This window comes from Pseudomonas sp. T1.Ur, from assembly GCF_023516725.1.
In the GTDB taxonomy this organism is placed as follows: Bacteria; Pseudomonadota; Gammaproteobacteria; order Pseudomonadales; family Pseudomonadaceae; genus Aquipseudomonas; species Aquipseudomonas alvandae.
The window spans coordinates 4,186,500-4,198,277 of sequence record NZ_JAMGSN010000001.1; the positions used below are offsets into that span (position 1 = coordinate 4,186,500).

An 11,778-nucleotide genomic window follows, 5' to 3' on the forward strand; every position below is an offset into this window, starting at 1 on the left:
TACCTGCTTATTCTTCGCTGGTGTGCACTTTGCGGTGCAGGATCGCCTGGAATTCATCGGCGAACGTGTAGTAGCGGCTGGTCAGTGTTTCGCTGCGAGCGGCGAAGCGGTTGTAGGCGATAACGGCCGGGATCGCCGCGAACAGGCCGATGGCGGTGGCGATCAGTGCCTCGGCGATACCCGGGGCCACGGTGGCCAGGGTCGCTTGCTGGGCGGATGCCAGGCCACGGAAGGAGTTCATGATCCCCCACACGGTACCGAACAGACCGATGTACGGGCTGACCGAACCGACGGTCGCCAGGAACGGCAGGCCCTGTTCGAGTTTTTCTTCTTCGCGGGAAATGGCGACGCGCATGGCACGGGCCACGCCTTCCATGACCGCTTCAGGATCGACACCGGGCTGCTGGCGCAGACGGGAGAATTCCTTGAAACCGGCGCGGAAGATCTGCTCGACGCCCGAATCCGGATCCGGGTTGCTGCCGGCCTGGCGGTACAGCTTGGACAGGTCGATGCCGGACCAGAAGCGCTCTTCGAAGCTCTCCAGGGCACGGCGACCGGCGCGCAGCATGTTGCTGCGCTGAAAAATCATGATCCATGAGGTCACCGATGCGGCTACCAGGGTCAGCATTACCAGTTGCACCACGACGCTGGCATTGCTGACCAGGCTCCACATGGAGGAATGGTCGACGACGTTAGCTTCCACGCTTTATCTCCTGCTCTGAGTGTGTACCCGCGCCGCTCACGCCGGCAAAGGCCGCGCGTAGAGCTTCGGGAATGGCCCGGGGTTTCAAACTATGGGTGCGCACACAGGCCACCAAAAACTGCCCTTCGCAGAGCAGCACATTATCCGCAGCGCGCCTGACCTGCTGCTTGAAGCGCAGGCTGACGCGGTTCAACTCGATGACATCGGCAGTCACCACAAGCTCGTCGTCCAGTCGCGCCGGCGCGTGATAACGCGCTTCGCTGGAATGCACGACGAATAACAGGTCCTCCCCTGCCAGCGCGGATTGGGCGAAACCCAGTTCCCGCAGCCGTTCGGTTCGAGCCCGTTCCATAAACTTGAGGTAATTGACGTAGTAAACGATGCCGCCGGCATCGGTGTCCTCGTAATAAACGCGACAGCGATGTGCGAACGACTCCAGCCCGTTTTGCGCGCGCATACTCTAGTGCTTACTCCTCAGGTTGCCAATCGGCCAGGCAACTGTTTTTTCATTCTCAAGCGCATTGACGCTCCAGGCGTGGTCTGGGACAGCATGAACCGAAAAAAAGTCGTCGTACAAAGCGCGTTCAATCGTCTACCGCATCGAGGAACTCGTCTACCACCGGCATCTCACCCATTCGTGTCGGGATGTTTAAGCCGAAGTGCAGATAAGCATGCCGCGTTACCACGCGCCCGCGAGGGGTGCGCATGATATAGCCCTGCTGGATCAGGTACGGCTCCAGCACATCTTCAATCGTATGACGCTCTTCGCTGATGGCGGCGGCCAGGCTGTCCACGCCCACCGGGCCACCGTCGAATTTCTCGATCATGGTCAACAGCAAGCGCCGGTCCTGATGATCGAAACCGCGTTCGTCAATGTCCAGCAGGTTCAGCGCCAGGTCCGCGATCGGCTTGGTGATATGGCCCTTGGCCCGGACTTCGGCAAAGTCCCGGACCCGGCGCAGCAGGCGATTGGCGATCCGTGGCGTACCGCGGGCCCGACGGGCGATTTCGTAGGCGCCGTCCGGGTCCAGCGGCAAGCCGAGGATGCCAGCCGAGCGACTGACGATCGTTGCCAGGTCAGCATTGCTGTAGAACTCCAGGCGCTGGACGATACCGAAACGGTCCCGCAGCGGGTTGGTCAGCATGCCGGCGCGGGTGGTGGCACCCACCAGCGTAAAGGGCGGCAGGTCGAGCTTGATGGAGCGTGCCGCCGGTCCTTCACCGATCATGATGTCGAGCTGGAAATCTTCCATGGCCGGGTACAGCACTTCCTCGACGATCGGCGACAGCCGGTGGATTTCGTCGATGAAGAGCACGTCATGGGGTTCAAGGTTGGTCAACAGCGCCGCCAGGTCGCCCGGTCGCTCAAGCACCGGCCCGGACGTGCTCTTGATCGACACCCCCATTTCCTGGGCGATGATGTTGGCCAGGGTGGTCTTGCCCAAGCCTGGCGGACCGAAGATCAAGGTGTGGTCCAGCGACTCGCTGCGCCCACGAGCCGCCTGGATGAACAGCTCCATCTGCTCGCGCACGGTCGGCTGGCCGATATAGTCGGCCAGGCTGACAGGCCGGATCGCACGGTCCTGGATTTCCTCGCGGTCACGGGGCGCGCCCGTGGCGGCGATCAGACGATCAGCTTCAATCACTTAAATCATTCCCTTCAGGGCGCGGCGAATCATGTCTTCAGTGCTCAAGCCTTTTTCCTTGATCGCGGAAATCGCCTTGCTGGCTTCCTGCGGCTTGTAGCCCAGGGAGATCAGCGCCGTGACCGCATCGTTTTCAGCGCTGGCCGCAGGCGCTGGCGCATCCGGTTGGTTTGGCACCAGCGCAAACATGGCCGGCACCGTCTCCCAGGCCTTGAAGCGGTCCTTGAGTTCTACCAGCAGGCGTTCAGCGGTTTTCTTGCCGACACCTGGCACCTTGGTCAACGCCGAGGTGTCCTGGGACTGCACGCAACGAATCAGTTCATCGACTTCCAGGCTCGACATCAAGGCCAAGGCCAGCTTCGGGCCGACGCCATTGAGACGGATCAGCTCGCGGAAGAAATCCCGCTCGCGCTTGCCAACGAAGCCATAGAGTAACTGCGCATCCTCGCGCACGACCAAATGAGTGTGCAGCGTCAGCGGCTCACCGACCGACGGCAGGCGATACAGCGTGGTCATGGGCACTTCAAGCTCATAGCCCAGGCCGTTTACATCCAGAATCAGGTGCGGCGGCTGTTTTTCAGCCAGGGTGCCGCGCAAGCGTCCAATCACGTTTCAGATCCTTGGCGTTGTCCAGCCACCGGCTGGCGAATAACAACCCGAGCATAAAGGCCGACGGTACAGGCGCAACAGGCTCGGGCTCATGAATGAAGCGCTGATGCTATCAGAGACGCAGGCGCCCGCCACGACTGCGTGCGGCTCCCAAGCCATGGGGCAACAGGCTGGAGCGGGTATGGGCATGGCAAATGGCGATAGCCAGGGCATCGGAGGCGTCGATCTGCGGCTTGCTGACCAATTTCAACAAGTGCATCACCATCATTTGCACCTGTTCCTTGTTCGCCGCACCGGTTCCGACGACCGCCTGCTTGACCTGGGTCGCGGTGTACTCGGCAATCTCCAGGTTTTCCTCGGCCCCAGCCACAATCGCCGCGCCTCGGGCCTGCCCCAATTTCAGGGCCGAATCGGCGTTGCGGGCCATGAAGACCTTTTCGATGCCCATGGTCACGGGGCCGTAGGTCTGGATGACTTCGCGCACACCGCGATAAACGATCTGCAAGCGCTCATGCAGTTCACCCGCACCGGTGCGGATGCATCCGGAGGCGACGTACACGCAGCCGCGCCCGGTATCGCGAACCACACCGTAGCCGGTGATGCGCGAACCGGGGTCGATACCAAGGATTAAAGTCATAACGCCTGCGAAAAGGTAATGCGGTTTCGAGAGGATACAGCCGTGTAGGAGCTGGCGTAGCCTGCGAGCTTTTGATTTTTCCTTGTGGACCAGAAGATCAAAAGATCGCAGGCTTCGCCAGCTCCTACAGGGATTAGCCCAGCTGTTCGGCCACCGACTCCGGAATATCGGCGTTGGAATAAACGTTCTGCACGTCATCCAGGTCTTCCAGCATATCGATCAGCTTCAACACCTTCTCAGCGCCTTCCAGGTCCAGTTCGGCGCTGGTGGTCGGCTGCATGACGATTTCCGCGTCCGCAGGCGCAAAACCAGCCGCCTCCAGGGCGTTGCGCACGGCGTAGAAGCTGGCGAACGAGGTGAACACGTCGAACGAACCGTCTTCATGGCTGACCACGTCATCGGCGTCGGCTTCCAGGGCCGCTTCGGTCAGCGCATCCTCGTCGACGCCCGGCGCAAAGCTGATCTGCCCCTTGCGCTCGAACAGGTAGGCCACCGAGCCGTCGGTGCCCAGGTTGCCGCCGCATTTGCTGAAGGCGTGGCGCACGGCCGCCGCGGTGCGGTTGCGGTTGTCGGTCATGCATTCGACCATCACCGCCACGCCGCCCGGGCCGTAGCCTTCATAGGTCAGCTCTTCGACGTTGTCGGCCTCGGTGGCGCCAGCGCCACGGGCGATGGCCCGGTCGATGATGTCGCGGCTCATGTTCGCGCCCAGCGCCTTGTCCAACGCCAGGCGCAAGCGCGGGTTGGAACCCGGATCACCACCACCCTGGCGGGCCGCGACCGTCAGTTCACGGATCCACTTGGTAAAGATCTTGCCCCTCTTGGCATCCTGACGTTCTTTGCGGTGCTTGATGTTCGCCCACTTGGAATGACCTGCCATAACTCGCTCCGTTTCGCTTTGGAACATTGCCCGCCGCGCACTTGCGCAGTGGCCGGCAATCAGAAATATCGACTCCAATGAAAAGGCGCATCCGAAGATGCGCCCTCTCAGGTGCCAGCCTTACTCAGCCTTTGGCTGTTCACGCAGGCGGATGTGCAATTCGCGCAACGCCTTGGCATCCACGACGCCCGGCGCCTGGGTCATGACATCGGCCGCGCTCTGGGTTTTCGGGAACGCGATCACTTCGCGGATCGACTGTGCGCCGGTCATCAGCATCACCAGGCGATCCAGGCCGAAGGCCAGGCCACCGTGGGGCGGCGCGCCGTATTTCAGGGCGTCCAACAGGAAGCCGAACTTCTCTTCCTGCTCGGCTTCGCTGATGCCCAGCAGGCGGAACACTGCCTGTTGCATTTCCTTGCGGTGGATACGGATCGAACCGCCACCCAGCTCGGTGCCGTTCAGCACCATGTCGTAGGCGCGGGAAAGCGCGCCGGCCGGGTTGGCCTCCAACTCTTCAGGCGAGCACTTCGGCGCGGTGAACGGGTGGTGCAGCGCGGAGAAGCTGCCGTCGTCGTTCTCTTCGAACATCGGGAAGTCCACGACCCACATCGGCGCCCACTCGCAAGTGAGCAGCTCCAGGTCGTGACCGACCTTGATCCGCAGCGCACCCAAGGCTTCGCTGACGATCTTGGCCTTGTCGGCACCGAAGAACACGATGTCGCCATCGACTGCGCCAACGCGATCGAGGATCACGTTGAGGTTGGCTTCAGGGATATTCTTCACGATCGGCGACTGCAGGCCTTCGACGCCCTTGGCGCGCTCGTTGACCTTGATATAGGCCAGGCCGCGGGCACCGTAGATACCCACGAACTTGGTGTAATCGTCGATCTTGCTGCGTGGCATGCTCGCACCGCCGGGTACGCGCAGGGCGGCAACGCGGCATTTCGGGTCGTTGGCCGGGCCGCTGAACACCTTGAATTCGACATCCTTGAGCTGGTCGGCCACGTCCACCAGTTCCAGCGGGTTGCGCAGGTCTGGCTTGTCGGAGCCGTAGCGACGCATGGCCTCTTCGAAGGTCATGTGCGGGAACTCGCCGAATTCCAGGTCCAGCACTTCCTTGAACAGGTTGCGGATCATGCCTTCGGTCAGGCCCATGATGTCTTTTTCATCGAGGAAGCTGGTCTCGATGTCGATCTGGGTGAACTCAGGCTGGCGGTCGGCACGCAGGTCTTCGTCGCGGAAACACTTGGCGATCTGGTAGTAGCGATCGAACCCGGCCACCATCAGCAGCTGCTTGAACAGCTGCGGCGACTGCGGCAAGGCGAAGAAACTGCCGGGGTGGGTGCGACTCGGCACCAGGTAATCGCGGGCGCCTTCCGGTGTCGCGCGGGTCAGGATCGGCGTCTCGACGTCGAGGAAACCGTTCTCGTCCAGGTAGCGACGGATGCTGGTGGTCATGCGCGAACGCAGGCGCAGTTTCTCGGCCATTTCCGGGCGACGCAGGTCGATGAAGCGGTAGCGCAGGCGCGTTTCTTCACCTACGTCGGAGTATTCATTGAGCGGGAACGGCGGGGTTTCCGCTTCGTTGAGCACTTCCAGCTCATAACCCAGCACTTCGATCATGCCGGACGCCATGTTGGCATTGCCGGCGCCGGCTGGGCGCAGGCGCACCTTGCCGGTGATCTTGACGACGTATTCGCTGCGCACGCGGTCGGCGGTGGCGAAGGTTTCGGCGCGGTCCGGATCGAACACCACCTGGGCCAGGCCTTCACGATCACGGATATCGAGGAAAATCACCCCGCCATGGTCACGGCGACGATGAACCCATCCGCAAAGAGTAACTTCCTGGCCTTCCAGGCTTTCGTTCAGTTGGCCGCAATAATGGCTGCGCATCATGGTAGTGGTTTCACTTCTCGTAATTCGACATTCGGTTGGAGGCCCTGCCCGTGCAAGAACTCGCGCGTATTCAACTCAATCAGCCTTGTCGCCACCGGCCAGGTTCTTCTTGGCGCCGGTCTTGAAGTCGGTTTCATACCAGCCCGTGCCACCGAGGCGGAAACCAGGCATGGACAGCATCTTTTTCAGTTCTGGTGCCTGGCAGGCAGGGCAGTCGACCAGCGGTGCCGCGCTGATCTTTTGAATGGCTTCCATCTGATGACCACAGGAAGCACATTGATAGTCGTACATCGGCATGGGGTTGTCTCGGCAATCAGGTTACTCGCGCAAAAGCGGGGCTTTGCGGCAAAGAGCGGGATTATATCCATTAAATGCTGCCTGTGCAGCCGTAAGGCCGCGTGCAGGAGCTGACGAGTGCAACGAGGCTGCGATCTTGCCCCAGACACTTGAGTCGCAAGCGAAAATCAAGATCAAGATCAAAAGATCGCAGCCTTCGGCAGCTTCTACGCCCCACCATGCTCCATCGTGGCGTCCTTCAAACTGTGAACCACACAGACAACACGCACCAGCCCGCTGAAATTGCGCACACCGCCATGGCGCAGGTGTACCTCCCGGTCCACATGGGACAACAAGGCGCTGATGGAGCAACTGTTGAGGTGCGCCATGTCGCCGAGAATATCCCAATAGACCTGCTCCAGCCGCAGGCAGGTGGCGAGACCATTGAGCCGGACAGAGCGGGCCAGGGGGCGGGCCAGTTGCATATCGAAACCCCTGACGAACGGGTCGATGTGGATAGACTGCAAGCGTCCACGTCGGCCTTCCCAGGGTTCTTTTCCTTGAATCATACCGTTGACACTCCTTTGCCATACGAGCCTCAGTCGGAACAACCGATCTGTGGCTCTATGGAAGCTCAACGGGATCACCAGTTCCAGATGACTTTTTGACCATCAACGTAGGACAAGCCAACAGAAGACTGGCGACAAATTACGCAACCCTGGAACCTGACGTCAGGCGACGATGCCAACGGCAACACCGTCGCCTGGGCGTGACTTACTTATCCTCCAGTAACGAACGCAGCATCCAGGCGGTTTTTTCATGGACCTGCATGCGCTGGGTCAGCAGGTCGGCAGTGGGTTCGTCGCTGACCTTGTCCAATAAAGGAAAGATGCCACGGGCCGTGCGAGTCACCGCTTCCTGCCCTTCGACCAACTGCCGGATCATGTCCTCGGCGCCAGGCACCCCCTCTTCCTCCTTTATGGACGACAAGCGCGCATAGACCGAGTAAGCACCGGGCGCCGGGAAGCCGAGCGCACGGATTCGCTCGGCGATCAGGTCAACCGCCAGCGCCAGCTCGTTGTATTGCTCCTCGAACATCAGGTGCAGCGTCCGGAACATCGGACCGGTAACGTTCCAGTGGAAATTGTGGGTCTTGAGGTACAGCACATAGGTGTCTGACAACAAGCGCGAAAGCCCGTCGACGATAGACTTGCGGTCTTCTTCGCTGATACCGATATCAATGGCCATGTGGGTTGATCTCCTGACGTGATGAATTCGACAGCGGTCGTTTCACTCTAGCGGGTGTCGCCGCCTGAGGCCTGCGACAAATCGCCAGCCGTCCTGAACCGACAAGCCGGGATGGCGGGCGGTTCCGGAAAACCTGAAATCGAATCCTTATCCACCTGCCATCTTCAGGAGCCTGCACCCGCTCCGCCGACGAACAGCGTCCGGCACGCCAGCAACACGTTTGAGAAGGCCCGGGCTTTGCTGTTAAATAGGCAGTGTGTCGCTACGCCTATTTTTCCGGGCGGCGCGCATAGGCTGATTCGGGTACGTATTACTACGCCTCTCATTGTTCTGGAGCGAACCGCCCCCGATCAGCTCTTCCTTGTGACCTGTCTTAACCGTGAGCCAATCAAAATGTTGAAAATCGTCCACTTGCTAATGGGCGCAGCTGCCCTGCTGCTGTCCTTCATCCCTAGCCTGGGTTCCGAAGCCACACCTTACCTGCAACATCCCGACGCGCTTTACCTGGCCTTTTTCGGCCTGCTCAACCTGACACTGGCACCCGTCATCCCTTACTGGAACAAAGGTCCACGTCATCAACTGCAAAACCTTGTCAGTGCCCTGCTGGTGCTGGCCGTTGCCTTGCAAACCCTGACCCTGCTGGCGCCCATGCCGGAAATCGGCGGCCAACCCGCCATCCTGTCCAGCCTGGCTGCGGCGTTGCTCGCCGTACTGCTGCACTTGGCCGTCAGCTTCTACAAGAAGTCGTCGCCGTCCGCCGCACCGCAGAACTACGACATGTCCAACCGCGATACCGGCACCGTGAAGTGGTTCAACACGTCCAAGGGGTTCGGTTTCATCTCCCGTGATTCCGGCGATGATATTTTTGTGCATTTCCGGGCCATTCGTGGCGAGGGCCACCGCGTCCTGGTCGAGGGCCAGCGCGTGGAGTTCTCGGTCATGCATCGCGACAAGGGCCTGCAAGCCGAAGACGTGATCGCCGCGCTGCCGCGCCGCTGATCCAAGTGTAAAAAAACCGCGATGCAGCCTGGCTGCTCGCGGTTTTTTTGTGCCCGTCGTTCGGGTTCGTCAGTAATGGGGAGGCGGCGCTTCTTCTTCGAAAGACTCGAACTGCCCGGCCATCTCCTCCTGGCGCTTGAGCAGCGCCGACATCTGCAGTTGCAGCCGCTCGACGATTCGCTGTTGCTCCACCAGCACGTCGTTCAGCGCCTGGATGGTGTCGTCCTGGAATGCCAGGCGGCTTTCAAGGTCGGTTACACGCTCTTCAAGGTTCATGGTTCAGCCCTCCAGGAACTTGAAATCATCGGTCAGGACCGCTCGCAAGCGTTCACGAATGGCCGCGACCTGTCCTGCATCGTAAGGCTGCGCCGGATGCTTGCCCCACACCGGCGCCGGCCAGGCGGCATCGTCCCGTTTGCGCACGATTACATGCATGTGCAATTGACTGACAACGTTACCCAAGGTTGCAACGTTCAGTTTATCGGCGTCGAACGCGTCCTTGAGCGTCTCGGCCAGCGCCGTGGTTTCTTTCCACAGTTGCTGCTGATCAGCGTCATCCAATTGAAACAATTCACTGATATCGTCCCGCCGCGGCACGAGGATGAACCATGGGTAGTTCGAGTCGTTGGACAAGAGCAACCGGCAAAGCGGGAAATCGCCGATGGGCAATGTGTCTTGTTGCAATCGTGGATCTAAGGCAAACACCGCGCGTACTCCTCGCTCATTGATGACTGTGCCGATTGGGTGGCGCTACCGGCCTACCTTGGACACATGCGCCCAGCATACCCGTGAACGGCGGAACGTTCACTGCGCACCGCCCCTGCGCACCAATGCCGTGCACCGAGTGCCGTAACGGCGCATTTTGCATCGAGCAGCTGTAAGGACTGTCCGCTTTTCGCACAGCTTGAAGATTTTCTGCACCAAAACAGCACAATGCGTCTACGCTCAGTGCACGTGACATCCGCGTTTTACCCACCGAAGGGGTGAACCGGTAACGTTTTTGGTTGTCGCGTGAGTTCCAACGGTTTCAAACATGACAGCTGCCTGACAGTCAACCCCATTTAAAACAAGGCCTTTGGAGCCCGGTTTCATGAGGTTTCACCGCAACCGCAGCTAAATTGTGAAAAAAATGTCAACGAAATCCGGGTTTGTGCATGCTTGTTGCATTCATGCCCATATCGTCTACAGGCGCCGCCGGAAGCGGAACCTGCAGGCCTGAGAATTAAAGTGGCAAGGCTGCCCTCAGGAGCTTCAAGGTTTGACTTACGGACTCTTTACACCGAAGCGTGCAATCAAAGAACAACTTGAAGTTGTCATTCCGCACACCTCGGATCAGCTGGAATGCGACATGGATCGAGCCATTGGCGACAGGGTCGTAAAGAAGCTGAAAGGTTGAATGGGCAAGTATCGCCAAAGAATGTCGGCGTGATATAAGTTTGCGCCGACACAAAAAGAAAGAGCCGCCCAGATAAAAAAACCGGTGGGACGGCAGTACTCTTCTAAAAACCAAAGGAGCAAATCACGATGCGCGTGATGAAGTGGAGCATGATCGCACTGGCCGTTGCTGCAGCAGCCAGTACTCAAATGGCCTCGGCCGCACCTTTCGTAAGTGACCAGTCTGAAGCCAAAGGCTTCGTTGAAGATGCCAGCGCCAAACTGCTGCTGCGCAACTACTACTTCAACCGTGACCGTAAAGATGGCTTTACTGACCAGAAAGACTGGACTCAGGGCATCTGGGGCAACTTCAACTCCGGCTACACCCAAGGCACCGTAGGCGTCGGCATTGATGCGTTCGGCTACCTGGCCGTGAAACTGGACGGCGGCGACGGCACTCGCGGCACCGGCAACATGAGCGTTGATGGCGATGGCGACGTCAACGACAGCCAAGGCAAAGCAGGCGCAGCGGTCAAATTCCGCGTCTCCAAGACCGAGCTGAAAATCGGCGACCAGCAGCCAAGCACTGCTCCAGTGTTCGCTGTCGGTGGTTCCCGCGTCCTGCCTCAAACTGCCAGCGGTTTCCAACTGCAGAGCAGCGAAGTCAAAGACCTCGACCTCGAAGCCGGTCACTTCTACTCGGCGACCAGCCAGGACCGCAACGCTCGTGAAGGCGGCCTGTTCGCGACCTACGCTGGCGTTGAAGCCAACACCATCGACTACGCTGGCGGTAAATACTCGTTCAGCGACGAACTGAGCGCATCGTTGTACGCCGCCCAGCTGGAAGACATCTGGAACCAGTACTACGGTAACCTGAACTACACCATCCCAATGGGTGGCGATCAGTCGCTGAACCTGGACGGTAACATCTACCGCACCACCGACACTGGCAGCTCCAAGGCCGGTGACATCAGCAACACCGCGTACTCCCTGGCAGCGGCTTTCTCCTTCCTGAAAGCGCACACCATCACCGTGGCCTTCCAGAAGATTAACGGCGACACGCCTTTCGACTACATCGGCGTGGGCAAGAACAACCGTGGTGGCGACTCGATTTTCCTCGCCAACTCCATCCAGTACTCCGACTTCAACGCGCCTAACGAGAAATCTGCCCAGATCCGTTATGACCTGAAGATGGCTGAGTACGGCGTTCCTGGTCTGAGCTTCATGACCCGCTACGTGAAAGGTTGGGACATCGACGGTTCCAACGTGGACGCCAGCAGCCCATACGCTGCTTTGAATTATGGCGACAATGGCAAACATAACGAAACCAACTTCGAAGCCAAGTACGTTGTTCAGTCTGGCCCGGCCAAGGATCTTTCCTTCCGCGTTCGTCAAGCTTGGCACCACGCTAACACCGACGAAACTGAAGGCGATATCAAAGAGTTCCGCCTGATCGTCGACTACCCGATTTCGGTTCTGTAATTGCCGAAAGTCTGTTCGCGGTAATCAA

The 11,778-nt window shown here is 59.5% G+C and carries 14 protein-coding genes; 2 read left to right on the forward strand and 12 right to left on the reverse strand.

Going from position 1 to position 11,778, the window contains the following annotated elements:
• Positions 1–7: 7 nt before the first annotated feature.
• The 10 genes from tolQ to M8Q45_RS18755 all read right to left on the reverse strand — a co-directional run bounded on the left by tolQ (position 8) and on the right by M8Q45_RS18755 (position 7,895).
• Complete coding sequence (tolQ, locus tag M8Q45_RS18710) at positions 8–703, reverse strand: protein TolQ (protein WP_030140798.1); 696 nt, start codon at positions 701–703, stop codon at positions 8–10.
• Entirely contained in the window at positions 693–1,160 is a 468-nt protein-coding gene (gene ybgC / locus M8Q45_RS18715; RefSeq protein ID WP_030140799.1) for a tol-pal system-associated acyl-CoA thioesterase, read from the reverse strand. The genes tolQ and ybgC overlap by 11 nt, the downstream gene beginning before the upstream one ends.
• Positions 1,161–1,287: 127 nt before the next feature.
• Positions 1,288–2,349 carry a Holliday junction branch migration DNA helicase RuvB gene (ruvB, locus tag M8Q45_RS18720; protein ID WP_109753807.1) on the reverse strand — a complete coding sequence of 354 codons (1,062 nt, stop codon included), beginning with the start codon at positions 2,347–2,349 and terminating at the stop codon, positions 1,288–1,290.
• Complete coding sequence (ruvA, locus tag M8Q45_RS18725) at positions 2,350–2,958, reverse strand: Holliday junction branch migration protein RuvA (RefSeq protein WP_249875918.1); 609 nt, start codon at positions 2,956–2,958, stop codon at positions 2,350–2,352.
• 112 nt (positions 2,959–3,070) lie between these two features.
• A complete protein-coding gene (ruvC, locus tag M8Q45_RS18730) occupies positions 3,071–3,595 on the reverse strand; it encodes a crossover junction endodeoxyribonuclease RuvC (protein ID WP_030140802.1) in 525 nt (174 codons plus the stop codon).
• A gap of 133 nt (positions 3,596–3,728) precedes the next feature.
• Positions 3,729–4,475, reverse strand: a complete 747-nt coding sequence (locus tag M8Q45_RS18735) for a YebC/PmpR family DNA-binding transcriptional regulator (protein ID WP_030140803.1) — start codon at positions 4,473–4,475, stop codon at positions 3,729–3,731.
• Positions 4,476–4,595: 120 nt separating this feature from the next.
• The gene (aspS, locus tag M8Q45_RS18740) at positions 4,596–6,371 is read right to left on the reverse strand and encodes an aspartate--tRNA ligase (RefSeq protein ID WP_181288678.1); all 1,776 of its coding nucleotides are present in this window, start codon (positions 6,369–6,371) and stop codon (positions 4,596–4,598) included.
• A 75-nt stretch (positions 6,372–6,446) separates the two neighbouring features.
• Positions 6,447–6,668, reverse strand: coding sequence for an FmdB family zinc ribbon protein (locus M8Q45_RS18745; protein WP_003178589.1), 222 nt, complete (start codon positions 6,666–6,668; stop codon positions 6,447–6,449).
• A gap of 206 nt (positions 6,669–6,874) precedes the next feature.
• Positions 6,875–7,216 carry a ribbon-helix-helix domain-containing protein gene (locus tag M8Q45_RS18750; protein WP_249875919.1) on the reverse strand — a complete coding sequence of 114 codons (342 nt, stop codon included), beginning with the start codon at positions 7,214–7,216 and terminating at the stop codon, positions 6,875–6,877.
• A 205-nt stretch (positions 7,217–7,421) separates the two neighbouring features.
• Entirely contained in the window at positions 7,422–7,895 is a 474-nt protein-coding gene (locus M8Q45_RS18755) for a Dps family protein (RefSeq protein ID WP_030140806.1), read from the reverse strand.
• Between the two features lie 393 nt (positions 7,896–8,288).
• On the opposite strand from M8Q45_RS18755, the gene M8Q45_RS28425 reads away from it, so the two are divergent.
• Positions 8,289–8,894 carry a cold-shock protein gene (locus M8Q45_RS28425; protein ID WP_030140807.1) on the forward strand — a complete coding sequence of 202 codons (606 nt, stop codon included), beginning with the start codon at positions 8,289–8,291 and terminating at the stop codon, positions 8,892–8,894.
• Positions 8,895–8,963: 69 nt separating this feature from the next.
• On the opposite strand, the gene M8Q45_RS18765 is transcribed toward M8Q45_RS28425, so the two are convergent.
• Entirely contained in the window at positions 8,964–9,170 is a 207-nt protein-coding gene (locus M8Q45_RS18765) for a SlyX family protein (protein WP_249875920.1), read from the reverse strand.
• A 3-nt stretch (positions 9,171–9,173) separates the two neighbouring features.
• The gene (locus M8Q45_RS18770) at positions 9,174–9,599 is read right to left on the reverse strand and encodes an HIT family protein (protein WP_249875921.1); all 426 of its coding nucleotides are present in this window, start codon (positions 9,597–9,599) and stop codon (positions 9,174–9,176) included.
• A gap of 819 nt (positions 9,600–10,418) precedes the next feature.
• Here M8Q45_RS18770 and M8Q45_RS18775 point away from each other — a divergent pair.
• The gene (locus tag M8Q45_RS18775; protein WP_249875922.1) at positions 10,419–11,750 is read left to right on the forward strand and encodes an OprD family porin; all 1,332 of its coding nucleotides are present in this window, start codon (positions 10,419–10,421) and stop codon (positions 11,748–11,750) included.
• The last annotated feature ends 28 nt before the right edge of the window (positions 11,751–11,778 follow it).

What these genes read in the sequence shown, in the direction of transcription:
- M8Q45_RS18750 (WP_249875919.1), bottom strand. Translation starts at nt 7,216, where the DNA reads ATGATTCAAGGAAAAGAACCCTGGGAAGGCCGACGTGGACGCTTGCAG.
- ybgC (WP_030140799.1), bottom strand. Translation starts at nt 1,160, where the DNA reads ATGCGCGCGCAAAACGGGCTGGAGTCGTTCGCACATCGCTGTCGCGTT.
- M8Q45_RS18755 (WP_030140806.1), bottom strand. Translation starts at nt 7,895, where the DNA reads ATGGCCATTGATATCGGTATCAGCGAAGAAGACCGCAAGTCTATCGTC.
- aspS (WP_181288678.1), bottom strand. Translation starts at nt 6,371, where the DNA reads ATGATGCGCAGCCATTATTGCGGCCAACTGAACGAAAGCCTGGAAGGC.
- ruvC (WP_030140802.1), bottom strand. Translation starts at nt 3,595, where the DNA reads ATGACTTTAATCCTTGGTATCGACCCCGGTTCGCGCATCACCGGCTAC.
- M8Q45_RS18745 (WP_003178589.1), bottom strand. Translation starts at nt 6,668, where the DNA reads ATGCCGATGTACGACTATCAATGTGCTTCCTGTGGTCATCAGATGGAA.
- M8Q45_RS28425 (WP_030140807.1), top strand. Translation starts at nt 8,289, where the DNA reads ATGTTGAAAATCGTCCACTTGCTAATGGGCGCAGCTGCCCTGCTGCTG.
- M8Q45_RS18775 (WP_249875922.1), top strand. Translation starts at nt 10,419, where the DNA reads ATGCGCGTGATGAAGTGGAGCATGATCGCACTGGCCGTTGCTGCAGCA.
- M8Q45_RS18735 (WP_030140803.1), bottom strand. Translation starts at nt 4,475, where the DNA reads ATGGCAGGTCATTCCAAGTGGGCGAACATCAAGCACCGCAAAGAACGT.
- M8Q45_RS18765 (WP_249875920.1), bottom strand. Translation starts at nt 9,170, where the DNA reads ATGAACCTTGAAGAGCGTGTAACCGACCTTGAAAGCCGCCTGGCATTC.